The organism is Novosphingobium sp. Sphag1I (assembly GCF_056279125.1).
The window spans coordinates 13501-38812 of sequence record NZ_JBWBQS010000015.1 but is presented as its reverse complement, the minus strand read 5'-3'; the positions used below and the strand labels follow the sequence as shown (position 1 = coordinate 38812).

Sequence of the window (25312 nt, the reverse complement as noted above, 5' to 3'; positions counted from 1 at the left end):
ATCACCCATAACATTGGCCGTCTTGAACGCGCGGCCACATTTCACTTGAACGAACGACTATGCTGCCCGGCCGCTACCCCCGGAAACGGCCGAGATAACCGCTGGGCGTTTCGCCAAAGCGTTCGCGGAAACGGCGGCTGAAATGGGCCGCATCGGAAAAGCCCAATTCATAGGCCACATCGGTCAACGATGCCCCGCGAAGCCCCTTGCGCAGACGGTCGGCCGCCAGAGCCAGACGGCGGGTGTTGATATAATCGCTGGCCGTGGTGGCCATTTCGGCAAAGACCATCTGCACATCACGCGTCGGCACGCCAAGGCTTTGCGCGATGGAGCCGGTACGCAAAGCCCCATTGGCCAGATTGTCCTCGACAAAAGCCAGCACGCGTTCACGCAGGTCCATCCCGCATTCGCGCAGGCTTTCGCGCGATTGCATGGCATTGACCAACAGCCGCATCAACACCTCGCCCAAGGCATCGCTTTGCGAAGGCGCAAGGTCGTTGGTCCAGTTCTGGGCAAAGAACGAGGCGATAAAGCCGCGCAACATCCCCAACGAGGGCATGCTGTGCCGCAGGATCAGGCCGGGGCTTGCGCCGAATTGCGACAAAACGTCCCATGGAAAATCGATCACAAACATCGCATTGCGGTCGGAAATCTCGATGCCATAAGGCTCATCGGGCGCGCAAAAGGTCAGATCGCCGGAAAAGAGCGCGGCATGGCGCCCGCATTGCTCCGTCGCGCTGAAGCCCTGCGACTGGAAATGGATCAGGCCGCGCTCGCCCCCGGCATGTGGCGCGTTGCTCGACCAGCGCCGCACCGAAGCGCGCTGGGATTGGGCGAGGCTGACCCCGAAGTCACCCAGTCGGCATCCCGTCCAACTGGCATCAATGTCGCGCGCGCCATCGACCGTCATGCCCGGAAACATGTCCGCCACCAGATTGTTCCAATAATCCAGCCGCTCATGGGCGCAAACCGAACGCGTGGCGTGTTCTTTGAGCATTGTGATCTCCCATTCTCATACGCTTTCTGCCGGCGTATTTTATCCCGTTCATGATCGCCTTGCGTGTGATGCGAAACGGCGCTGCTTTGGCCAGCTCTCCGGTTGCGAGACATCATTGGCATCATTCAGGACTGTATCGATTTTGGTCTTAAGATCGTCCGGCGCCGTTCGCTTGTAAAGAGGGTTCGCAAGTGAGCGGATCAGACCGACGCTTTTTCCCTACCTTTTGGTGCTGTGAATTGCGCTTGGTGATACGCGGGCGTTATCGGGCATTTTCACCTATGAACAGCATGGCGGGATGCTCCAGCATCCGCTTAATCCGATGGATAAACATTGCGGCATCATGGCCGTCGATAATCCGGTGATCAAACGAACTCGACAGGTTCATCATCTGGCGCAAAGCCATGAATTGCCCCTGCGCCACGGGCCGGGCAACCATCCGGTTCGGGGCGATTATGGCCACTTCGGGCGCGTTGATGATCGGCGTGGTCGCGACACCGCCCAGCGCTCCCAGAGAGCTGATCGTAAACGTCGACCCGGTCAATTCCTCACGCCCGATTGTCCCGTCACGCGCCGCCTGGCTCAATCGCGCCACTTCATCAGACAATGCCCATAGCGAATGCGTTGCGGCATGTCGGATGACCGGAACCATCAGGCCAGCCTTGGTTTGAACAGCGATACCGACATGGACATCGCCATACTGGCGCAAGATATCGCGCTCATCATCGAAATGCGCGTTGAATTGGGGGAAATCTGACAGGGTTTTGACCAAGGCCCGGATAAAGAACGGCAAGAGCGTCAGCTTTCCCCGCCCTTCTGTGTTCAATTCGGCCCGCAAGGCGTCCAGTTCAGTCAGGTCGCATTCCTCTACATAGGTGATCTGGGGAATGCGGCGATGGGCTTCCTGCATCCTCTGGGCAATCTTCCGCCTCAGACCCGTGATCGCTATTTCTTTGACGAGCGATGGTTCGACGGATTGGCCGTCTTTCCCGGCGGCCATGGCGTCCAGATCAGCGGGCGTGATCCGCCCCATCGGCCCGGTGCCGGTCACACGTTCCAGCGCAATGCCCAATTCTTTGGCGCGATGGCGGGTTGCCGGGGCGGCCAGGGGCGCATGATGCGACGGCTCTCCCATCGCCGTTTCGGCCAAATCCAGATCGACCAGAACACCGCCCACGGCCATCATTTGACCGACCGCGCCGTGAACCGCCAAAACCGTCCCGGCAACCGGCGATGTCATTTCCACCGTCGCCTTGTCGGTCATCACATCGACAAGGTTCTGGTCCTCTTTCACTTTGTCGCCCGGCTGGACATGCCACGCCACGATTTCTGCCTCGGCAATGCCTTCGCCAATGTCGGACAGGCGGAATTGGTATAAAGCCATGGATCAATACTCCATCGCGCGGCGCAGGGCGGCCATGACGCGCGCCGGGCCGGGGAAATAGTCCCATTCAAAAGCATGAGGATAGGGCGTGTCCCAACCGGCCACCCGGTCAATCGGCGCTTTGAGATAATCAAAGCACCTCTCCTGAACCAGCGCCGACAATTCACCGCCAAACCCGCCAAAGCGTGATGCTTCGTGCAGGATGATACACCGCCCCGTCTTTTTGACCGATGCCGTCACCGCATCAATATCAAGCGGCACAAGCGAACGCAGATCGATCAGTTCCGCATCCACGCCCGCCTCCTCAATCCCGGCCAGCGCGACATGGACCATCGTGCCATAAGCCAGAACGGTGACATCGCGGCCTTCCCTCACCAACGCCGCCTTGCCCAAGGGGACGCGGTAAAGCCCAGAGGGAACCTGCGCCATCGGGTGATCGGCCCATGTTTTCAGTGCGCGCTCATGGTGGCCGTCAAAGGGACCATTATACAGCCGCTTGGGCTCCAGCATGATGACCGGGTCATCATCCTCAATCGCCGCGATCAGCAATCCTTTGGCGTCATAGGGATTGGAAGGAATCACCGTTTTAAGCCCGACGACATGGGTGAATATCGCCTCCGGGCTTTGGCTATGCGTCTGGCCCCCGAAAATGCCGCCGCCATAGGGCGTGCGCACAGTCAGTGGCGCCCAGAACTCCCCATTGGAGCGATAACGCAGGCGCGCGGCTTCGCTGACCAATTGATCAAAGGCGGGCAGGATGTAATCGGCAAACTGGATCTCGACCACGGGGCGCAGACCATAGGCGCCCATGCCAATGGCGGTGGCGATAATGCCGCCTTCGGCAATCGGCGTATCGAAACATCGGGTCAGCCCATGCTTGGCCTGCAATTTGTCGGTAACGCGGAAAACGCCGCCGAAATAGCCTACGTCTTCGCCAAAGATCAGGACATCGGGGTCCTGCCCCAGTTTTTCATCCAGCGCGCTGTTGAGCGCCTGAACCATGTTCATCACCGGCATGGCGTCAAATCCCCAATTCGCGGCGCTGTTCGATCACGCGCCAGTCGGGTTCCTTGAACACATCGTCAAACATCGCGCTCAATTCCGGCTTGGACTGGCCCAATGTGCCGATGGCTTCGCCCTGACGGACGGCGGCGCGCACTTCTTCATCAAGGGTCGCCATCATCGCATCGTGGCGATCCATGTCCCACGCACCGCAGGCAATCAGATGATCCTTCAACCGATCTATCGGGTCGCCCAGTGGCCATTCCCTTGCCTCCTGCGCAGGGCGATATTTGGCCGGATCATCGGCGCTGGAATGAGGCGCGGCGCGATAGGTGAACAATTCGATCAATGTCGCGCCAAGGTTCAGCCGCGCCCGCTGCGCCGCCCATTGCGTCGCGGCCCATATGGCCAGAAAGTCATTGCCATCCACCCGCAACCCCGGAATGCCATAGGCCAGAGCCTTGGCCGCAAAGGTGGTTTCATCCGCCCCTGCAATGCCGGAAAAGCTGGAAATCGCCCATTGATTGTTGGTCACGCATAGGATGACCGGCGCACGGTACACACTGGCAAAGGTCAGGGCCTCGTGGAAATCACCCTCGGCGGTCGTTCCTTCACCGACATAGCCCAGCGCGATCCGGTCATCGCCTTTATAGGCCGAAGCCATCGCCCATCCGACCGCATGGCCAAACCGGTTGCCCAGATTGCCCGAGATCGAATAGAAGCCATAGTCCCGCGCCGAATAGAGGGTCGGCAATTGCCGCCCACGTAACGGATCGACCGCATTGGAAAATATCTGATTGACCAGATCAACCAAGGGATAGTCCCGCGCCATCAGCCAGCCCAGCACGCGATATGTCGGAAAACACATATCACGCGGGTCCAGCATCATGGATTGTGCGACGCCTATCGCTTCCTCGCCGGTGGATTTGATATAAAAGCTGGTCTTGCCCTGACGATGGGCGCGGAACAACCTGTCGTCAAACACGCGCGTCAAAGCCATCGCGCGCAGGCCTTTCAGCAAGATCTCAGGCTCCAGATACGGGTTCCACGGCCCAATCGCCCGATGATCCTCGCCCATCACGCGGATAAGCCCGAAGGGCATGTCGCGCATCGTTGCTTCACCCGCATCCACTGGCGGACGCCTTGTTTCACCGGCCGCGGGAAGTTTCATGCCGCCAAAGGCGGGGTCGTCGCCGGGCCGCGCCAAAGGCTCCGGAATATGCAGGCTGAGCCGGGGTTGATTGTCCATATCCTCTCCTTGGCCTTTTATCCCGCGGCAAGGATGGATCCCTGGCTCTTCGGGAATTTCAGCTTCTTTTGAAAGTATCACGCGCCGCCCCAGAGCGCGTTTCGACCCTTGCAATTCTCTCCTTAACTGCGCCGGATTTTCTCTGAATACTGGCGCTTTTTGTGATCAGATTCCTCTTCTCCTCCCCTGTCAACGGGCTCTTCTAATCAGGCAAATCGGGGGTATTTTGCGCTATCTCCCGAAAGGTGCCTCGCCTGCTCGCGCAAGAATATTTCGCGCCTGTTTCAGATGCGGCGCATCGATCATGTGCCCGTCGAGACTCAGCACCCCGGCACCCGGTTGCGCAGCAAAGGCTTCGACAATCGCCCGCGCCTTTTCCACCTGATCGGAACCGGGCGTAAAAGCCGCGTTGATCACCGGCACCTGATCGGGGTGCAGCGCCAACATGCCGGTAAACCCATCATAGGCCCCACGCGCGGCATAGGCCGCCAACCCATCCAGATCGCGGATCGCGGGATAGACCGTTTCAATGGCCGCAACCTCTGCCGCATGGGCGGCAAACAAGGCCATCGCGCGCACCATCTGATAGGGCGCCGTATAGGCCCCATTGGGCAGCCTGCTGCCCAAGGCGCCGACAGAGGCGGACAGGTCCTCTGCGCCCCATGTCAGGCCGCAAAGCCGATCCGAAACCTCGCCATAAGAACCAAGGCCAAAGATCGCGCGCGGTGTTTCCGTTGCGATGGGCAGGATCGGCATCCCCGCATCCAGACCATCCGCCAACCGCCTTACCGTTTCAGCGCCCAGCGCCTTGGGCAGGACCACGCCATCTGCGCCCCGCAACGCGGCCAGATCATCCTCCAGCATCCCGCTGTCCACCGGATTGATCCGCACAAAGCGCGGCAAAGCGCCAGGGCGCGCCAGATAGTCACCCACCGCCGCCCGTGCCTCTGCCTTGCGCATAGGGGTAACCGAATCCTCAAGGTCCAGAATGATCGCATCGGCCCCGCATCCCGCCCCCTTGTCAAAGCGGTCGGGGCGATCACCGGGGACAAAGAGCAAGGAGCGCAGCCTCATGCCGGCCGCTTTTGCAACAGGGCTGTGCGCAAACATTGGCACACCATTTCATCACGCTGGTTCCACAATTCGTGGCGAAACGTGACAAGGCCCGCCATGGGCCGCGACCGGCTTTCGCGCAGGTCCACCACCTCGCTGCACGCCCGCATCGTATCGCCCAGAAAGACCGGCTTTGGCATCACCACCCGGTCATAACCCAGATTGGCCAACAGCGTACCGAGTGTCGTTTCGCCGACCGTCAGCCCAACCATCAGGGCGAAGGAGAAAGTGCCATTGACCAGAATCTGGCCAAATTCACTGGCCCGCGCCGCCTCGGCGTCAATATGCAGGGGTTGGGGATTATGCGTCATGGCCGAAAACAGCAGATTGTCGGTTTCGGTCACCGTGCGATGGATGGGGTGGTCGATCCGGTCGCCGATCTGCCATTCCTCGAAATAGCGTCCGCTCATCTAGACCTCCTTGACGGTCAATTCCGTCGCCAAGATTCGCGCCAACACCATGCCTTCCTGAACCTGCGCACCCGCGACAAAAGGCAATTCGGCCACAACACCGTCAAAAGGCGCGGTCAGCCCATGCTCCATCTTCATCGCCTCCAACGTCATCAGCTTCTGGCCCTTGCGAACCTGCTGCCCTTTGGTGACTTCGATGGCGATGACATGGCCCGGCATGGGCGCCAAAATCGCGCCATCGCCCGTCCCGCCATCCGGGGCCGGCGCGGATCGGAAAGGCGTCATGGCCCAGCTCTGGCCATGTTCACAAACCAAGACATGCGCAACGGGCAATTGGTTCAAATTGCCCTCCCCCGCGTGCAACTCAACATCTATCGGTTGGCCGTCCAACATCACTCGCGCCGTGGCTTGACGCGGGGCATTCAGCCGAAACCCTTGCAACGCCCCGCCGCCGCCCAATTGCGCGACGGCTTTGGCGAGCACCTGTCTGCCCGGCAAATGGTCAGGCATCAGCCCATCCCCCACGCGCGCGATCATGCCGGTGTCATGTTTTGCCGTTGCAAATTCGCTATGTCGCAACGCCTTGACCAGAAACCCGGCATTGCTGCGCAAGGGCCAGACCACCGCGCGATCCAGCGCCTCGGCCAGTTTGCACCGCGCCTCGTCCCGCGTCGTGGCATGGGCGGTCAATTTGGCAATCATCGGATCGTAATAGGGCGAAATGACGGTGCCGCGCTCGACACCTGTATCAACCCGCAAATCCCCGCCTAATTCAAAAGCCTCAATCCGGCCCGTCGAAGGCAGAAAACCGCGCAAAGGATCTTCGGCATAGATCCTCGCCTCCATCGCCCAACCGTGGATCGACAAATCTTCCTGTTTCATGGGCAGAGGCTCTCCCGCCGCCACGCGCAATTGCCATTCGACCAGATCAACGCCGGTAATCGCCTCGGTCACGGGGTGTTCGACCTGAAGTCTGGTGTTCATTTCCATGAACCAGATACGGTCGGGGCGCAGGCCATCACTGGCATCGGCAATGAATTCGACCGTTCCCGCGCCCACGTAATCGACGGCGCGCGCTGCATCGAGCGCGGCCTGACACACGATTTGGCGCATGGCTGCGTCCATGCCGGGGGCTGGTGCTTCCTCGATCACCTTTTGATGACGCCGTTGCAGCGAACAGTCGCGTTCGAACAGATGCACCATATGTCCATGCCGGTCGCCAAAGACCTGCACTTCGATATGGCGGGGGCGTTCAATGAATTTCTCGATCAACACGCGATCATTGCCAAAGGCGGCCAATGCCTCGCGGCGACAGGAGGCCAGCGCATCGGGAAAATCGGATGGCTGGGCGACCAATCGCATCCCCTTGCCGCCGCCGCCCGCAATCGCCTTGATCAGAACGGGATAGCCGACAAGACCCGCCTGCGCCGCCAGATTATCCGGGTCCTGATCCTGCCCCAGATAGCCCGGCGTCACGGGGACGCCGGCGGCGGCCATCCGCGCCTTGGCCTCATCCTTTAGGCCCATGGCGGTGATGCTGTCGGGGTCGGGGCCTACCCAGACAAGCCCCGCATCCATCACCGCCCGCGCAAAATCGGCGTTTTCCGACAAAAAGCCATAGCCGGGATGCACCGCATCGGCCCCCAACGTCAAAGCCGCCTCGATAATACGCTCGCCGCGCAAATAGCTGTCGCGAGCGGGCGCGGGACCAATGCGCACCGCCCGGTCCGCCATCCGCACATGCAGCGCATCGGCATCCGCATCGGAATAGACCGCGACGGTTTGCATCCCCATGCGCCGTGCCGTCCGCATGATCCGACAGGCTATTTCGCCTCGGTTGGCGATAAGGAGCGAGCCGATCATCCCATCACATCCGAAACAGGCCGAATTGCGCCCGATCCGGGATCGGCGCATTCAGCGCAGCCGCAAAGGCAAGACCCAACACATCGCGTGTCTGGGCCGGGTCGATGATGCCATCATCCCACAATCGAGCGGTGGCATACCATGGATTGCCCTCCTCCTCATACTTGGCGCGGATGGGTGCCTTAAAGGCTTCGGCCTCCGCGGGCGTCCATGTCGCCGCATCCCGATGGACCGTGGCCAGAACGCTGGCCGCCTGTTCGCCGCCCATCACCGATATACGCGCATTGGGCCAAGTGAACAAAAACCGTGGACCATAGGCGCGCCCGCACATGCCGTAATTGCCCGCACCAAAACTGCCCCCGATCATGACGGTGATCTTGGGCACGCTGGCCGTCGCCACGGCGGTCACCAGTTTGGCCCCATGGCGAGCGATGCCCTCGGCCTCATATTTGCCGCCCACCATGAAACCGCTGATATTTTGGAGGAACAGCAAGGGGATCCGCCGCTGACAGGCCAGTTCGATGAAATGCGCGCCCTTGATCGCGCTTTCGCTGAACAACACGCCATTGTTGGCCAATATCGCCACCGGCATGCCCCGGATATGCGCAAAGCCGCAAACCAGAGTGCCGCCAAAAAGCGGCTTGAATTCGTGCATCGCGCTGTCATCGACGATGCGGGCGATCACTTCGCGCACATCATAGGGCGCGCGAACATCCTGCGGAATGATCCCGTAAATGTCGCATGGGTCATATCGGGGCGGACGCGGTGGTTGCAGGTTGACCGACGCCATAGTCTGAGGCGCAAACGTGCCCGCAATATCGCGCAGGATGGTGATCGCGTGATCATCATCTTCGGCCACATGATCGACCACGCCCGATTTGCGCCCGTGCAGATCGCCCCCGCCCAGTTCCTCGGCGCTGATAATCTCGCCCGTCGCTGCCTGTACCAAGGGCGGTCCGGCCAGAAAGATCGTCCCCTGTCCGCGCACGATCACGGTTTCATCGCACATGGCCGGAACATAGGCACCGCCCGCCGTACAGCTGCCCATGACGCAGGCGATCTGGGGAATGCCGCGCGCGGACATTTGCGCCTGATTGTAAAAGATCCGGCCAAAGTGATCGCGGTCGGGAAAGACATCGGACTGATGCGGCAGATTGGCTCCGCCGCTGTCGACCAGATAGATGCAGGGCAGATGGTTTTCGAGCGCGATTTCCTGCGCCCGCAGATGCTTTTTGACCGTCATCGGGAAATAGGTGCCGCCCTTGACCGTGGCATCATTGGCCGCAATCATCACCTGTCGCCCGGCCACGCGCCCTATCCCTGCAACGATCCCCGCGCCCGCGACGTCCCCGCCATACAGGCCATGAGCCGCCAACTGCCCGATTTCCAGAAACGGACTGCCCGGATCGAGCAGCCGGTCGATCCGATCACGCGCAAGCAATTTGCCGCGTCCGACATGGCGGCGGCGCGCATCCTCCCCGCCGCCCATTGCGGCGGCTGCGACATCGGCGCGCAATTTTTCGGCCAAGGCACGGTGATGCGCGTCATTGGCGCGAAATACCTCGCCATCGCGGGTGATTGTGGTTTCAAGGGTAGGCCCGGTCATCGGCCAATCCCAATCAATTCACGCCCGATCAACATGCGGCGGATCTCATTCGTCCCCGCACCAATATCGAGCAATTTGGCATCGCGCAAAAAACGCTCCACCGGCCAGTCTTTCGTATATCCCGCCCCGCCCAGCGCCTGCACCGCCTCCAGCGCAACGCACACCGCATTCTCGCTGGCCAGAAGGATGGCGCCGGCGGCATCATGTCTGGTGGTGTGGCCCGCATCGCACGCCCGCGCCACCGCATAGACATAGGCCCGCGCCGAATTGAGCGCGACATACATGTCGGCGACCTTGGCCTGCATCAGTTGAAACGCGCCGATGGGCTGCCCAAACTGCTGACGCTGGCGGATATAAGGCAGAACGACGTCAAGACATGCCTGCATGATCCCCAATTGCACCCCGGCCAGAACGGTGCGCTCATAATCAAGGCCGCTCATCAACACACGAACCCCGCCATGCAGCGGGCCGAGCACATTTTCATGCGGCACATGGCATCCATCAAACACCAATTCGGCGGTGGGCGACCCGCGCATGCCCATCTTGTCGATCTTTTGACCGATCGAAAAACCCGGCATGGCCTTTTCGATCACAAAGGCCGTGATCGCTTCGCCCGTCTTGGCATAGACCACCAAAGTGTCGGCGCAGGTGGCATTGGTGATCCAGAATTTCGTGCCATCCAGCACAAACCCGCCATCGCATTCCCGTGCGCGCAGTTTCATCGAGACAACATCGGACCCCGCCCCCACCTCGGACATGGCCAGAGCGCCGACATGTTCGCCCGAAATCAGTTTGGGCAGATAGCGGGCCTTTTGCGCATCATTGCCCCAGCGGGCGATCTGATTGATGCACAGGTTCGAATGAGCGCCATAGCTAAGACCGACCGAGGCAGAGGCGCGGCTGATCTCCTCACACGCCACCACATGTTCCAGATAGCCCAGCCCCAGCCCGCCCCATTCGGGCGCGACCGTGATGCCATGCAGGCCCAATTCGCCCATCGCCGGCCACAATTCATCGCGTGGAAACCAGTCCTGCGCATCCATCCGCGCGGCCAGTGGTGCAATGCGCGCCGCCGCAAAACGAGCCGTGGTGTCACGGATCATCTGCGCGTTCTCACCCAGCGCGAAATCAAATTCGCTGGCTGGCCGCTCGCCCATAGGCCTCTCCTGCTTTTTATCGTTGCGGCCAGTTTACCACTGTGCCGAGGCTTTCGCTACTCAATGCCATGGTCTGATTGAGCAATTGGTAACACCGGCATAGAGGGCCAACACGAGCAGGCGAAAAGCATGACGCGTTGGGGATTTCATGATTGATCTGAACGATTTCGCCTTTTTTGCGGCGGTTGTCGAACATGGCGGATTTTCCGCGGCGTCACGCGCAACCGGCGTCGACAAGGCGCGCCTGAGTCGCCATGTCGCGGCGCTGGAGGAAAGGCTTGGCGCCAGATTGCTGCAACGCTCGACCCGCAGCATAGGGCTGACCCAACCGGGCAAGAGCTTTTACGAGGGCTGTTTGCTGGTGATGGATGGCGCGCGTGTCGCATTTGACAGTGTGCTGGAATTTCAGAAAGAACCAACGGGCACCATCCGGATCGGCAGCCCGGTTACGTTGGCGCAAAACTATCTGGCGCCAATCCTGCCGGGATTTCTCAAGGCTTTTCCCAAAGTCTCGGTTCTGGTCGAGGCGACCGACCGGCTGATCCACCCTCTGAATGAAAGTTTTGACGTCATTCTGTCGATCCAGCCCAAACTGCCCGACTCCACCAGCCTTGTGGCGCGGGAAGTGGGGCGGATCCGGCGAATACTGGTCGCCAATCCGGGCTTTCTGGATGGTGCAGGCATGCCTCTTGTGCCGGAAGATCTGAACTCAATTTCCGTCATTGCGCGCTTGACCGACATGTATGACGAAGCCGCGCGATGGACGATGGTCAATGATGATGGGCAATCACACCGCGTCGATCTGCACCCGCGGCTGATCAGCGGGGATCTGCAGGTTCAGTTGCAGGCCGCAAGGGCGGGCATCGGTATTGCGCTCCTGCCCGAACCTCTGGTGGCTGCATCTCTCAATGATGGAGAATTGGTCCGCGTGATGCCCGAATGGTTCACGCCGGAATATAGTGTCCATCTGATCTATCCGACCCCGCGCGGCATCTTGCCCTCTGTGCGTAGCTTCATCGATTTCGTCATGGCCGAAATGAAAGTCGACAGGACGGTGTTCGTGGGCCAGCGATAGGGGGGAGGCGGCGCTGGCCCACGAACGGGCGGTCTGTGGTCCGGGCGGTATTCCGTTTCCCGGATGGGGTGTGGGGGGAGACGCCACAGACCGCTCATTCAGTTGATCAGAAGTGGTAGGCGACGCCTGCCAGAACCTGATGGCGGTCCAGCTTGCCCGCGCCTTCGCTCAGATCGGAGTAGCGATATTCAAGGCGGGCCGAGATCTTGTCGGTCAGCTTGCGCTCCACGCCGCCGCCCAGCATCCAGCCGTCACGGTCGCTCGAATTGGCCAGATTGCCATTGGGCGTGGCCGCAAATCCGCCAATCAGCGTGTTCGTATAACCACCCCGGACATAGGCCAGGGTCTTGGGCGTCACCAGATAACCGGCGCGCAGCGAGAGATCGACCGAGCGCTTGGGCGAAATCGCGGCCATGCCATTGCCAAAGCGCGAGCTGATCGGGAAGTTCAGTTCGGCCTGTGCGCCCACCACAATGCGAGGATAGACTTCCTTGTCATAACCCATGAAAACGCCCAGCGTACCGGTGTCGCTTGATTGAGTAACCGGGGTTGTGCCAATGGCCGTATTGGGGTTGCGGGCATCATTTTCTTCCCAGCCACCCTGAACACCGACAAACGGTCCGGTAAAGCTTTGAGCATGGGCCGCAACCGAAACAGACGACAGCGCGATGGCGACAGTGACAAGAACAGTATTCTTCATAAATTCCTCCTGCGCCCGCCACTTCTTGTTTTTGATAGCTTCGGCTATTCTCTTGATCAGCCGTTTTACTATCAGGCTTTTGCAGCGGGTGTGACGCGCTAATGCTCTTGTCAGAGGAAAGTGATAAGCCAGCAATTGCGTGAAGCATTGTTGTCGTGATGTCGATAATCGCGGTCACATGTCGCCATGTCATCCGCATTGCCCGCAAAATTGCGCACAAAGAAAATGGCGCCAGAACCCGGCCAGAATGAGCCGGGCACCGACGCCATGTGACTTGCGGGTGTTGGGTATGGTTTTAGAACACTACGACGCTGCGGATCGACTTGCCCTCATGCATCAGATCGAAGGCCGTGTTGATGTCTTCCAACCCCATGACATGGGTGATCATCGGGTCGATCTCGATCTTTCCGGTCATGTACATGTCGACGATCTTGGGCACATCGGTGCGGCCCTTGGCCCCGCCAAAGGCCGTGCCGCGCCAGTTGCGGCCCGTCACCAGCTGGAACGGGCGGGTTTCGATGGTCTTGCCCGCTTCTGCCACACCGATGATGATGCTGGTGCCCCAGCCGCGGTGGCAAGCTTCGAGAGCGGTGCGCATGACCTCGGTGTTGCCGGTGGCATCAAAAGTGTAATCCGCGCCGCCATCGGTCATCAGCACGATCTTGGCCACAATATCCTCGCGGCTCATGCCCCGCGTGTTGAGGAAGTCGGTCATGCCAAACTTGCGGCCCCATTCCTCGCGGGCCTCGTTGATGTCCACGCCGATGATCTTGTTCGCGCCGGCCAGACGCGCGCCCTGAATGACGTTGAGGCCGATGCCGCCGAGGCCAAAGACCACAACATTGTCGCCCACCTGCACCTTGGCGGTGTTGACCACCGCGCCAACGCCCGTGGTCACGCCGCAGCCGATATAGCAGGCCGACTGAAACGGCGCGTCCTCGCGGATTTTCGCCACCGCGATTTCGGGCAGAACGGTGAAGTTCGAAAAGGTCGAGCAGCCCATGTAGTGAAAGATCGGCTGGCCCTTATACGAAAAGCGCGTCGTGCCGTCGGGCATCAGCCCCTTGCCCTGTGTCGCGCGGATCGCGGTGCACAGGTTGGTCTTGCCCGACAGGCAGCTTTTACACTGGCGGCATTCGGGGGTGTAGAGCGGGATCACATGGTCGCCGGGGACCACGCTGGTCACGCCCGGGCCCACTTCGCGCACGATCCCTGCGCCTTCATGGCCCAGGATCGAGGGGAAGATACCTTCGGAATCGAAACCATCCAGCGTGTAGGCGTCGGTGTGGCAAATGCCCGTCGCCATGATCTCGACCAGCACCTCGCCAGCCTTGGGGCCTTCGAGATCGACTTCGACGATTTCGAGCGGCGTTTTGGGCGCAAAGGCAACGGCGGCGCGGGTCTTCATGGGCAATCTCCTATTTGAACGATTGCCTCTACATAATTCGCCATAATGGGATAAAGGGCTTCTGTGGAATACATTAATGCACAGGTGCAATAATGAATGCGTGGGAAGGTATCGAAGAAGCCGTGATGGTGGCCCAATTGGGCAGCTTTGTCCGCGCCGCCGAAAGATTGAACACCGCCCCGTCCAACGTCAGCCGCGCCATCGACCGTCTGGAACAACGGCTGCAAACACGCCTGTTCACGCGCACCACACGCGTGGTCAAACTGACCGACAGCGGGCGGATCATGGTGGCGCAATTCGCCCGGCTGGTGACAGAAAGAGACGAGGCATTTGCCTCATTGGAAAGCGGCAACGACCCGCACGGCAATTTGCGCATCACCTGTCCCGTTGCCATGGGTGAACGCTTTATCGCCCCCGTGATGCGGCGCCTGTGCCGCGATCACCCACAGCTTTCGATCCATCTAGACCTGACCAACCGCGTGGTCGACATCCTGACCGAAGGCTATGATCTGGCCATTCGCACCGGGGCTTTGACCGACTCCCGCCTCATCTGCACCCAGATTGCTCAGCGGCGTTTTCTGACCTGCGCCACGCCCGCCTATCTGGAAAAACATGGCACGCCGACCAAAATCAGCGATCTGGCCCAGCATGAATGTCTGGTCGGCACCTCGGAAGATTGGCATTTCCGCCAGAACGGCGAACATCTGCGCTGGCGGGCGCAGGGCAGGTGGCAATGCAACAACGGTAATGCCATTGTTGCGGCGGCGCTGGATGATATGGGCATCTGTCATTTGCCCGAATTCTATGTTTCGGAATACATAAAGAAGGGTCAGATCGTACCCATCCTTGATCAATTCCGTCATGCGGATGAATCGATCTGGGCTGTCTATTCGTCCCGCCGCCATCTTTCCGCCCGAATTCAGGCCGCGATCGAAGGATTAAGGAAAGGCATCCCGCGGGTTATCTGATGCACAGGAATGATGGGAACGCCAAACCTGCGATCTGACCGGGCTTAGGGCCGCGCCGCGTGGCCGGAATTCGGCCCAACCTGCCCGCCGGATTTCACGCCGAACGAGGCCAACATGCGCCACCCTTCGTCCCATCGGCCAAGGCCGCTGGCCGCGTTGATATGGCCCATCGCGCCCGCATCGCGAAATTGCGCGCCCCACATGCGGGCCAGAACCCTGGCCGCCGGTTGCCCGCAATAAGGGTCATTGCTGCTGGCCAGAAGGATGGCGGGGAAAGGGAGCTTGCCCGAAGGCGTGGGCGAAAATGTGCTGACCCGCGCATCCAACGGAAAAAAATCAACCTCTGGCGGCGCGACCAGAAGAGCGCCCGACACCAGCTTCGCCGCATCCGGCTCCATCATGGCCCAAGCCGCCACCGCGTGACAGCCAAGGCTGTGCGCCGCCAGAACCACCGGCCCCTCAACGCTGCGGATGGCCAGATTGAGTTGGTTGACCCATGAATTGCGATGCGGCTTTTCCCATTGCCCCAGATTGACGCGGAAACATCCCTGATGCGCCTCCTCCCACAGGGTTTGCCAATGGTTGGGGCCCGAATTGCCAAGGCCGGGAACCGTCAGGACAATAGGCGCATCGGATTGGGCAGACATGATCGACTCCATTCACGGACAATAATGTCTATCGATATAGTTGAGTAAATGCGCATCACCACACATTCCCGCTTGCCCGCCCCATAGCCTAAATTGTCCCCCCCATCACAACAGACCGCAGCGCGCAGCGGCATTGCCCTTTGCCCGATTGAAGTCTAGCCAAGGCCGAATCTATATTTCATTGGATATAGATTCGGCCAGCAGGTTCGGGGAAATATCAAACATATGGTTCGCTCGTCGAAATTCGCGTTGCTTTGCGCTGCCTATGTGGCGGCCATGCTCCTGACCTCCTCCCACGCCGAGGCGGCCGATGAAGGCACCGCAATTTCGCCCGACGACATAACCGTAACCGCCCGCCGCCGCGCCGAACGGGCGCAGGATGTGCCCGCCGCGCTTTCGGTGGTAACGGGCGACCTGCTCAACGCCACGCGGACCGTCAACCTGCAACAGGTTTCCACGCTGGTCCCCTCGCTCAATTATTCCAGCGCCAATCCGCGCAACACCGCCTTCACCATCCGTGGCCTTGGGTCGAGCGTCGTTTCGGTCAGCCAGGCCAATGACGGGCTGGAACCGGGTGTCGGCTTTTACGTGGACGAGGTCTATCACGCCCGCCCGGCCACCGCCGCCTTCGATTTTGTTGACATCGACCATATCGAAATTTTGCGCGGGCCGCAGGGCACGGTCTTTGGCAAAAACACAACGGCGGGCGCCATTTCCATTGCCACCCAAAAGCCCAGCTTCACCTTTGGCGCCGAGGCCGAGGCCAGCTATGGCCAGCAAAATTTCCGTCAGGTGAAGGGCGCTATCACCGGGCCCCTGATCGCCGACCGAGCCGCTTTCCGCCTGTCCGGATCGATGACCAAGCGCGACGGGGTGATCTGGAACCATCGCTATGGCACCTATCAAAACAGCATCGACAATGCCGCCCTGAGAGGTCAAATCCTGCTGACCCCTTCTCCCAATCTGACGATCCGCCTGATTGGCGACTGGTCCAGTTTCAAGGGCGAATGCTGTACCCAGGTCTATGTCCGCGTGGCGCCGACGCTGAAACCGGCGGCCCAGCAATATGCCGCATTGGCTGCGGGACTGGGTTACGCCGTCCCCTCCACCAATCCCTATTCGCGCGTCACCGATATTGACGCCGCCGTCGGCACCAATACGCAGGAAGGCGGCGCCAGCATGATCGCCGAGCTGAAAAGCGGACCTTTCGCCATCACCTCGGTCACCGCATGGCGGTTTTGGGATTGGGACGCGGCCAATGACCGCGACTACACCGGCATCCCGGTCCAGATGACCCAGCATATTCCCAGCCGGCAGGATCAGGTCAGTCAGGAAATCCGCCTTACCAACGCCCATCCGGGCGTGATCGACTATGTCGGCGGCCTCTACTATTTCCATCAAAAGATCGTCGGCCATCCCATCAGCATCTATGGCCCGCAGGCCACCTACTGGCTGTTGCCTTCGGGGCGCCCGTCCAACCTGCTCGACGGCTATGGACAGGATGGCACCACCGATTTCCATTCCGATTCCATGGCCATATTTGGCGAGGCAACATGGCACGTCACGCCGCGCCTCGCGTTGACCGGGGGCCTGCGCGAAACGTGGGAAACCAAGCACGGCACCTATAACACCAATGTCAGCGGCGGCCTTGCCACCACAACCGCTTCGTTGGTGAATGACAAAGCATCGATCCTGCGCGCCCAATATTACGCCGCCAGCGTGTCGGAAGAGGGCCTTTCGGGACGCATCAATCTGGCGTGGAAGGCAACGCGCGATCTGCAATTCTATATCAACGGCGCCAGCGGGCAAAAGTCGGGCGGCATCAATATGTCCGGCCTGCCCGTCTATCCCGCCGGCGTCACCGGACATGCCAGCGGCGACCCCATTCTTTCCACCGCCGTCATCCGCCCGGAACGCAATTTCACATGGGAGGCGGGCATCAAAAGCCAGTGGTTGAGCGGCAGGGCCACACTCAATCTGACGGCGTACTCCACCGTGGTCCACGACTTTCAGGCCAATGTGGTGGACAATGCCGCCGTTGTCGCGCTGCGCTCCTATCTGGCCAATATTCCGCGCGTCACGGTGCGCGGGGTGGAGGCGGACGCCAACTGGCGGGTGGCGCCGTGGTTTTCCCTGCGCGGGTCGCTGGCCTATGCCGACGGGCGATATGCGTCCTATCCGGCGGGGCCGTGCCCGATTGAATTGACGGGTTCATCGACGGCCTCCTGCAATCTGACGGGCAAGAGTCTGCCGGGTCTGCCCAAATGGACCGGCTCGCTGGGCGGCGAGGTCACGCATGATCTGGGGCAAAGCCAGCTCTACATCCGCGCCGATGCGACATTCCGCTCCATGATCTATGGCGAGGCGAGCGACAGCGCCTATACGACCATTGCCGGCTATACTCTGGTCAATGGATCGGTCGGGGTTCGGGTCAATGCCCACTGGGGCGTTGAGCTATTCGCGCGCAACCTGACCAAGGCCAATTATCTGCAAAATGTCACGGTGCAGGCGGGCAACAGCGGCCTGATCGTCGGCACGCCCGGCGATCCGCGCATGTTCGGCATCACCTTGCGCGGCAAGGTCTAATTTGCCCCCCGTTCGGCGGGAGGCTCCCCACCCCCCAGCCTCCCGTTGAACGGCAATCATGCACGGCCATGGCGGCGGGCTAAAAAACATCCCTTTTCCAATTCATCCTTGGCGCGCCGCGCACCGTTGGGCTAAACCTTTGGGGATGGAAGATGAACCCCAGAACGCCCCGCCCGGAACATGGGTTTCGCCAAAGTCGCAATCGCTCTCACGCGAACAAAAGATCGCGGCCATTCTGGCAATAGGCTTGCTGGTGATGGCGGGGTGGTGGACGCTTCACCTGTTTTTGCATGCGGTGGGTTGGGGCTGTATTTTCGCCGTCTCGCTCTGGCCGCTATATCAACGCTGTGTCCGGCGCTGGCCCGGCGGCAAGGCGGTTTTGTTGCCCGCCCTCTTTACTCTGTCGATCCTGCTGATCTTTGTGATCCCGCTGGTGATGGTGGCCAATGCGGTGTTTCACGATGCGGTTTCGCTCTCGCAATGGCTGGCCGTGGCGCGGGCACAGGGCATTCCGGTGCCCGACGCCTTGCATCACCTGCCCTATGGCGAACAGATGGCGGCATGGTGGCAATCGGCCCTGAGCACGCCGGAGGGTATCAGTCGGCTCTCGCATCATGCCGGGCCTTCTTCGGGACTTTCGCTGGGTACGGGTGAAAAGATCCTTGGTGGGCTGCTGCACCGATTGCTGCTCTTGGGCTTCATGCTGATGACGCTGTTCTTTCTGCTGCGCGATGGTGAAAGCGTGGCGCAGGGCTTACGCCGGGGCACGCGCCGCGCCTTTGGCCTGCCGGGCGAAAATGTGGCGGATCAGGCGGTTCAGGCCATTCGCGGGACGGTCAATGGACTGGTCATCGTCGGCTTTGGCGAAGGGTTGATCCTTGGCGTGCTTTATGGCCTGACGGGGGTCAGCCATGCCGCGTTGCTGGGTCTGATCACGGGGCTGCTCTCGGCCATCCCCTTGGGCGCCAGCGTGGCGGTGATCGCGGCCTCGGCCATTCTGGTCGCCATGGGACAGATGATCTATGCGGCCATTGTGGGTGTTGTCGGCCTGTCGCTGGTTTTTATCGCGGATCATTTCGTGCGGCCGGTGTTCATCGGCGGATCGACGCGCCTGCCGTTTCTTTGGGTGCTGCTGGGTATTTTGGGCGGGGTGGAAAGCTGGGGCCTGATCGGACTGGTGATGGGGCCAGCGGTTATGGCGGTGCTGATGCTGTTGTGGCGCGAATGGATCGGGGCGGTCAAAGGCCCGCTCAACCCGGTCCGCGGCAAAGATGCGGCCTGATATTCACAGCAATCGCAGATCGGCCACCGCGGCACCGGGAAAAACGATGCCCAGTTGCCGGGCCGACAGCCCATATTGCCGCGCCAATATCCCTCCGATCAACCCGCGATAATCGGTCAGCACCGGCAGATCGCGCCCCTGATTGAGTGTGTCCGGGGTGATCTTGACCTGATCGCCCGCCATCCGCCCGCCGGCAACCGCGCCGCCCATCACCCAATAGATGCTGCCGTGCCCATGGTCTGTGCCCTTGTCGCCATTTTCGCGAAAGGTGCGGCCAAATTCGGATATGACCGCCACGGTCGTCTGACGCCAGGCTTCTGGCCCGATCGCCTCGACAAAACCGGCCAGGGCGCGGCCCAATTCGCCGATGCGATTGGCCAGATTGCCGGTGACACCGCCTTGATTGACATGCGTGTCCCAACCTCCGACATCGACGAAGGCAAGGTTATATTGATCACGCATCAATCGCCCGATCCGCCGGGCGGAAAGTTCAAAGCCCTTGGCGCTGATGGCGCCGCGCCCTGCAGCTTCCATCTCGCTGCGGATCGATTGGAACACGGTGTCGCGCACGGCAAAACCCTGCCCAATGGCCGCCTCCAGATCGACACCGCCTTCGCGCTGTCCCCGATACATGGCCTTGATCAAATCACTCTGGCGATCATCAATCGAAGGCTTGGCGCCGGCATTGCCCAACGCGATATTGGGCACAACCGGTCCGCCGCGAAAACACAGCGGCAATTGGTCGGTAAAGGCGATGGGGTGATCCGCCCCCAGAACCCCCGCCAGACGCCCCATAAAGCCCGACTGATAATCACGCCGCCCGTTGATATTTTGTCCCAGTTCGATGGAGTCCTGCGTTTCGAAATGGCTGCGGCTTAGATCATCGGTTCCGGCAAAGGGGACGAAGGCAATCTGGCCCGCCTGCCACAAAGGCAGAATGCTGTCTTTAAGCGCAGGGTGCAAACTCCAATCCGCGTCCAGCGGCAGGGGCGCATCGGGATTGGCCGGATCCGGGCGGGACAGGGCAAGCGTTGGCCGTGCCTCGTGATAGAAATCGCTGCTGGTCGGGATGATGATATTGGCCGCATCATAGGCACCGCGCAGAAATACCACCAGCAACCGGCTGTCCCGTGCCGCCGGCGTGGCATAGGCACGCACGCCCAGCAGCATGGGCGCGCAAATGGCGGCGTTTCGGATCAGGCTGCGGCGTGTGATCATCGGCATGACGCGTCTCCGGCCAGTGTCTATCGGCGCATGAATTCGGGTGAGGACAGGAAGAGCATGTTCCATTCCGCCGGGCTTTTCGCCTGATCCAGCACGGCGCGGGTTTGCGCGCTGAAGGTTTGATCCATACCCACCTGCTGCATGGGGGGAATGGCGGGCTGATAGGGCGCTGTCGGATCGGCGGGGCGCATCAGGCCCGATGAACCATTGCCGATGGATTTGGCGATTTCGAAACGCACCTCCATCTGTCCCGGCCCGGTCCAAGACGATGCGGACAAGGGATAGCCATCAGGCGTTTGTCGGTCATAGAGCCCCTGCCCCATCCGGTTGAGCCAGCGGATCATCGGATCGACATTGAGGACAACGTTCCCGCCCGCCCCCGAACCATAGGCGTAACGGACCGCCGACACGACATAATGGACCGGATCCTTGAACGCATGACCCAGCGAGGCTTTATAAGCGGGCGCACCCTTCATTGCGCGCAAAACCGCCGCAATATCGCCATCCGACTGGCGCCATGCCGCAACCATCGCATCGACAGCGGCGGGGGGCGGATTGTCCCCCATGAAATAGATCGCCATCCGGGTGGACAGACGCCGCGCGGTCGCAGGGTGACGGGCAATCAGGTCAAGAGCCTGCTCCACCTCGGCGAAACCGGCTCCTTTGATCGTGTGACCAAGAAATTGCTTGGTGCCGAAATCGTGGCGGGCGGGATTGAATTCAAACAATCCATCGCGAAGATAGAGAGCCTGCCATTCCGGCTTCATCCGGGGCGGATCGGGACGCAGCCGAACGCCCACACCGGTCAATATCCGCGCCAGTTCCTGAACATCCTTCTGACTATAGCCAGAGCCGACGCCCATCGTGTGCAATTCCATGATCTCGCGGGCATAATTCTCGTTGATATGGCCCACCGCGTTCTGGTCATTGTCCAGATAGCGCAGCATCGCGGGATGCCGCAAAGTCGCCTCCAGCAAGTCGCGGAAACGGCCAAGAGCATGGCCACGGATCACATCCTCGTAATCACCCACCATCGCACGGATATCCCGCTTTTGCGCATGAACGTTGAACTGGTTGAACCAGAACCACGTCATCTGTTCGCGCATCTGATCGGGGGAATAGAGGTCGCGCAGCAAGGAGCGTGTGGCTGCCTCTCGCGACAGGTCATTCAGCGTCTGACGCCATGCCTTTTTCGCCGCCTCACGCGTGGGCGCATCGGTGATCTGATTGGCCGCGCGGTTTTGCGCGTCCATGTCGATGACCAGTTGCGCCATCGGCTCCTGGCTGATCCGCATGGCATCAATGCGCGCCTGCACCGCCGGGGGCAAAGCCGGGCCAACGGGTTCGGCAATGTCGGGAGCCCATCCCCACGTCTCGCGATTGAGCTGCGCCATGCCGCCCGCCGCATCTGCGGCACCGGCAGAGGGCGCGGCCAACATCACCAAGATGCAAGCGTGTAAAGCGAGCATGCGGCGCATAAGGCAGTCCTCGTTCGTCCTATCCGTCGCTATTTCTGCATCGGATTGGATGAGCGAGGGATGAACCCGATTGTCAGCTTAGCGGATCATGCCCATCAAAGTGGGCGCATCGACCGTAAACTTGAAACCAAAGACCAGCGCATTGCCAATATCCCGGTTGCGGAATGGCGCGCCGGTCTGATCCGGGTTCACGATATATTGGATATTGGGCGAAATGCGGATCGCCGGGTTGATCTGCGCGCCATAGGCCAGTTCCATCATATATTGGTGACGACGGATATTCCCATCACCCCCCGCCGCGATCCGGGCCGCACGCATGCGTTCAATGGCCAGATCGCTGAATTGTTGATCATTGATAAGGAAGCCCAGCGTATCGGCATCGCGCCCGCGGAATGTGCCGGTCTGCAACAGGCCCAGTTCCAGAAAGCGACTTTCCTCGACCCGCCCCGACAGATTGGCCATGGCCACGCCGAACAGGGTCAAACCACGCTTTGACGACGGATCAGGGCGCGTCAGCATCTGATCAAAGCGGAAATAGATACCCGAACGGCCATGCAATGTTGCCGCCGGTTGCCCACTGATGATCGCAATTGCCCCATTCGCATCACGCAGGGGATCGGAATAATCCCCCCGGTCGATCCATCCGCCAAGGATATAGTGCCCCGGCAAACGCGTCTTGCCCGCATCATCGCCATAGCCGGCCTCCCAAGGCACCACCACGCCGGTGGCGTTGCGGGTGGAAAAGCTGAAGCCATTGTCATTGGCCTGTTTACGGTCTGGGTTCACCTCATAGGCGCCGACATGGACGAACAATTGCGGGGTCAGATGGGCCTTGGCATGAACCATCCAGCTTGATGCCGGAAAATAGGTGAAATTGCTGTTCTTGAACACGAATGTCGGATTGCCGCAGGTCGAATTCGTTTGGAAATTGCAATAGATCGGCGAATTCAGGAAATGAATATTGGCCTGACTGCGCCCTGCCTCAATGTCCAGGCGGCCATTCAGCAATTTCTGCTCATAGGTCAGGATGGCCAGATGGGTGTTTTGCGTCCCCCACACTTCCTGAACCGAGGTGTTATTGCCGATGGCGATATTCGACAGGCTTTTGCCGTGGCGGTTGGTGACGGCAAAATGCACGGTGCCGCCGCCGATGCCGACAATCCGGTCCATGTCGAAATCGGCGCCCATATAGACCTGTCCGGTATAGGCGCTGGCCCGGCGCAGACCGCCCGTGACATTGCCCGCCGCTTCGCCGGTATAGCTGAGTGAAAGGGTGATGCCTTCATCGGCCAGAGGTTGTACCGGCTTGACGGATGCTTCCTGCGCCATAGCAGCAGGCACATTCAGAACAGACAAGGAGAGGGCGATGACGCCTGCACAGCAGGCGCCCTTAAGAGTTTTACGCAGCATAGAATTATCCTCGCGCGCCGGATCTTTCGGCGAAGGTCAGAAGATGAAGGTTCAGGCCTCGGTCGACGCCGGTGCCCGCTTGAGCAGGCCCACCAACAGCGTCGTCACCCCCGTCCCCGCCGCAATGGCCAGCGCATAGGCGGCCAAATGGGTCACCGCGCCGGGAATGGGCAAGACAAAAACACCGCCATGAGGCACCTTGAGTTCAACACCAAAGGCCATGGAAATCGCGCCCGCGACCGCAGATCCGGCCATCAGCGCCGGGATGATGCGAAACGGATCACGCGCGGCAAAGGGGATCGCGCCCTCGGTGATAAAGGCAAGGCCCAGCACGCCCGCCGCGCCGCCCGCTTCACGTTCCTCGGCGGTAAAGCGGTTGCGGAACAGGAATGTGGCCAGCGCGATGCCCAAAGGCGGCACCATACCGGCGGCCATCGTGGCGGCCATCGGCGTATAGACCTGGCTCGACACCAGTCCGACCGAAAAGGCATAGCCCGCCTTGTTGACCGGACCGCCCATGTCAAAGGCCGACATCGCGCCAAGGATCACGCCCAGCAGGATCGCGCTGGAACCCTGCATAGAGCGCAACCAGTCCGTGAGGAAAGCCAGAGCCGCAGCCACCGGCGCCCCCACGGCATAGATCATCACCAACCCCGTCAACAACGAGCCCAGCAAAGGCAGGATCAGCACCGGCTTTAACCCGGCCAGATTTTTGGGCAGGCGGATCAGGCGATTGAGCCCATCCACCCCGTAACCGGCAATAAAGCCCGCCGCGATCCCGCCAAGAAAGCCCGCGCCCAGATTGGCCGCGATCATCCCGCCGATCATCCCCGGTGCAATGCCCGGACGATCCGCCACCGAATAGGCAATGTACCCCGCCAGTGCGGGCACCATCAGCGCAAAACCAGCCTTGGCCCCAATTTCAAACAGCGCATGGGCCAATGTCCCGGCGGCGGAATCGTCATTGGCATGGATCCCGCCAAGAGCAAAGGCCAGAGCAATCAACAAACCGCCCGCCACAACAAAGGGCAGCATGAAAGACACGCCTGTCATCAGATGTTTGTAAGGTCCGGCGCGCTCCTTGGCGCCGCTTGGCGCGGCCTCATTATCGGCTTGCGCCCCGCCCTGCACCTGCGCCTCGGCCAGAGCGCGTTCGATCAGGCGCGCGCCTCCGGTGATGGCCGGTTTGGTGTTGCTGATGAAAACACGCTTTCCGGCAAAGCGGGCACGGTCCACCTCGCGGTCGGCGGCGATCAGGACCACGTCGGCCTGAGCAATCTCATCGGCGGTCAACGGATTGCCTGCGCCCACCGACCCCTGCGTTTCAATGCGGATCGGATAGTCCAATTGGCGCGCGCCTTCGGTGAGGCCTTCGGCGGCCATGAATGTATGCGCAATGCCCGTGGGGCAGGACGTGATCGCCACGATGCGCGGCTTTACCGTCGGTGTTTGACCACCAGATCCCCGAATAGCGGCGGCTGGATCGGAAAGCACAGCGTCCAGCGTCAGACAGATATCCGCACGCTGGGCCAGAGCATCATCGGCCGCGCCAACAAACAGCAGCGCCAGATCCTGTCCGTTGTCGTCCAGCGCGCTTAGATCCACTGCCTGACGCTCGCCGCGCACCGCGACCTCGATCAAACGCCCTTCGGTCCGCGCCGCCTTGCGCAAGGCTTCTGCGGCCAGCAAGGCCTGCACATCGCGCCCACCGGCATCGATCACGGCAAAGAGTTTTCTCATTCTACCCTCGTCC

The 25312-nt window shown here is 60.7% G+C and carries 20 protein-coding genes; 4 read left to right on the top strand and 16 right to left on the bottom strand.

The annotated features are described in order from the left end of the window. Window positions 1-73: 73 nt before the first annotated feature. From ACZ9HU_RS16800 to ACZ9HU_RS16760, 9 genes are all read right to left on the bottom strand, one after another. A complete protein-coding gene (locus tag ACZ9HU_RS16800) occupies window positions 74-997 on the bottom strand; it encodes a helix-turn-helix domain-containing protein (RefSeq protein WP_476106585.1) in 924 nt (307 codons plus the stop codon). Between the two features lie 262 nt (window positions 998-1259). Beyond that, entirely contained in the window at window positions 1260-2381 is a 1122-nt protein-coding gene (locus tag ACZ9HU_RS16795) for a dihydrolipoamide acetyltransferase family protein (RefSeq protein ID WP_476106584.1), read from the bottom strand. Between the two features lie 3 nt (window positions 2382-2384). Then, window positions 2385-3389: an alpha-ketoacid dehydrogenase subunit beta gene (locus ACZ9HU_RS16790; RefSeq protein ID WP_476106717.1), complete on the bottom strand. Its 1005-nt coding sequence runs from the start codon at window positions 3387-3389 to the stop codon at window positions 2385-2387. A gap of 13 nt (window positions 3390-3402) precedes the next feature. Beyond that, the gene (locus ACZ9HU_RS16785; protein ID WP_476106582.1) at window positions 3403-4632 is read right to left on the bottom strand and encodes a thiamine pyrophosphate-dependent enzyme; all 1230 of its coding nucleotides are present in this window, start codon (window positions 4630-4632) and stop codon (window positions 3403-3405) included. Window positions 4633-4863: 231 nt separating this feature from the next. After that, on the bottom strand, window positions 4864-5706 hold the full coding sequence (locus tag ACZ9HU_RS16780; RefSeq protein ID WP_476106580.1) for an HpcH/HpaI aldolase/citrate lyase family protein: 843 nt from the start codon (window positions 5704-5706) through the stop codon (window positions 4864-4866). Then, window positions 5703-6155, bottom strand: a complete 453-nt coding sequence (locus ACZ9HU_RS16775; protein ID WP_476106579.1) for a MaoC family dehydratase — start codon at window positions 6153-6155, stop codon at window positions 5703-5705. Before ACZ9HU_RS16775 ends, ACZ9HU_RS16780 begins: the two co-directional genes overlap by 4 nt. After that, window positions 6156-8018, bottom strand: coding sequence for an acetyl/propionyl/methylcrotonyl-CoA carboxylase subunit alpha (locus tag ACZ9HU_RS16770; RefSeq protein ID WP_476106716.1), 1863 nt, complete (start codon window positions 8016-8018; stop codon window positions 6156-6158). Window positions 8019-8022: 4 nt separating this feature from the next. After that, on the bottom strand, window positions 8023-9624 hold the full coding sequence (locus tag ACZ9HU_RS16765; RefSeq protein ID WP_476106577.1) for a carboxyl transferase domain-containing protein: 1602 nt from the start codon (window positions 9622-9624) through the stop codon (window positions 8023-8025). Continuing rightward, window positions 9621-10781, bottom strand: coding sequence for an acyl-CoA dehydrogenase family protein (locus tag ACZ9HU_RS16760; protein WP_476106576.1), 1161 nt, complete (start codon window positions 10779-10781; stop codon window positions 9621-9623). The genes ACZ9HU_RS16765 and ACZ9HU_RS16760 overlap by 4 nt, the downstream gene beginning before the upstream one ends. A gap of 148 nt (window positions 10782-10929) precedes the next feature. Between ACZ9HU_RS16760 and ACZ9HU_RS16755 the strand changes: the two genes are divergently transcribed. Continuing rightward, window positions 10930-11856, top strand: a complete 927-nt coding sequence (locus ACZ9HU_RS16755) for a LysR substrate-binding domain-containing protein (RefSeq protein ID WP_476106575.1) — start codon at window positions 10930-10932, stop codon at window positions 11854-11856. A gap of 106 nt (window positions 11857-11962) precedes the next feature. Here the strand turns inward: ACZ9HU_RS16755 and ACZ9HU_RS16750 are convergent, their stop codons facing one another. Together ACZ9HU_RS16750 and ACZ9HU_RS16745 are read right to left on the bottom strand one after the other, a co-directional pair. Then, window positions 11963-12556, bottom strand: coding sequence for an outer membrane protein (locus tag ACZ9HU_RS16750; protein ID WP_476106573.1), 594 nt, complete (start codon window positions 12554-12556; stop codon window positions 11963-11965). A 295-nt stretch (window positions 12557-12851) separates the two neighbouring features. Further along, entirely contained in the window at window positions 12852-13964 is a 1113-nt protein-coding gene (locus tag ACZ9HU_RS16745) for an S-(hydroxymethyl)glutathione dehydrogenase/class III alcohol dehydrogenase (protein ID WP_476106572.1), read from the bottom strand. Window positions 13965-14056: 92 nt separating this feature from the next. Here ACZ9HU_RS16745 and ACZ9HU_RS16740 point away from each other — a divergent pair, with 92 nt between their 5' ends. Further along, window positions 14057-14932 carry a LysR family transcriptional regulator gene (locus ACZ9HU_RS16740; RefSeq protein WP_476106570.1) on the top strand — a complete coding sequence of 292 codons (876 nt, stop codon included), beginning with the start codon at window positions 14057-14059 and terminating at the stop codon, window positions 14930-14932. 44 nt (window positions 14933-14976) lie between these two features. On the opposite strand, the gene ACZ9HU_RS16735 is transcribed toward ACZ9HU_RS16740, so the two are convergent. After that, entirely contained in the window at window positions 14977-15579 is a 603-nt protein-coding gene (locus ACZ9HU_RS16735) for an RBBP9/YdeN family alpha/beta hydrolase (RefSeq protein WP_476106569.1), read from the bottom strand. A gap of 276 nt (window positions 15580-15855) precedes the next feature. Between ACZ9HU_RS16735 and ACZ9HU_RS16730 the strand changes: the two genes are divergently transcribed. Next, window positions 15856-18165, top strand: a complete 2310-nt coding sequence (locus tag ACZ9HU_RS16730; protein WP_476106567.1) for a TonB-dependent receptor — start codon at window positions 15856-15858, stop codon at window positions 18163-18165. Between the two features lie 145 nt (window positions 18166-18310). Further along, entirely contained in the window at window positions 18311-19447 is a 1137-nt protein-coding gene (locus ACZ9HU_RS16725) for an AI-2E family transporter (protein WP_476106566.1), read from the top strand. Window positions 19448-19450: 3 nt separating this feature from the next. Here the strand turns inward: ACZ9HU_RS16725 and ACZ9HU_RS16720 are convergent, their stop codons facing one another. The 4 genes from ACZ9HU_RS16720 to ACZ9HU_RS16705 all read right to left on the bottom strand — a co-directional run bounded on the left by ACZ9HU_RS16720 (window position 19451) and on the right by ACZ9HU_RS16705 (window position 25299). Next, window positions 19451-20671 (bottom strand): DUF1501 domain-containing protein, encoded by a 1221-nt coding sequence (locus tag ACZ9HU_RS16720; RefSeq protein ID WP_476106564.1) that lies wholly within the window; start codon window positions 20669-20671, stop codon window positions 19451-19453. Window positions 20672-20691: 20 nt separating this feature from the next. Further along, entirely contained in the window at window positions 20692-22110 is a 1419-nt protein-coding gene (locus ACZ9HU_RS16715; RefSeq protein ID WP_476106562.1) for a DUF1800 domain-containing protein, read from the bottom strand. A gap of 117 nt (window positions 22111-22227) precedes the next feature. After that, a complete protein-coding gene (locus ACZ9HU_RS16710) occupies window positions 22228-23559 on the bottom strand; it encodes a carbohydrate porin (protein ID WP_476106561.1) in 1332 nt (443 codons plus the stop codon). A 51-nt stretch (window positions 23560-23610) separates the two neighbouring features. After that, window positions 23611-25299, bottom strand: coding sequence for a PTS fructose transporter subunit IIC (locus ACZ9HU_RS16705; protein ID WP_476106560.1), 1689 nt, complete (start codon window positions 25297-25299; stop codon window positions 23611-23613). Window positions 25300-25312: the final 13 nt, after the last annotated feature.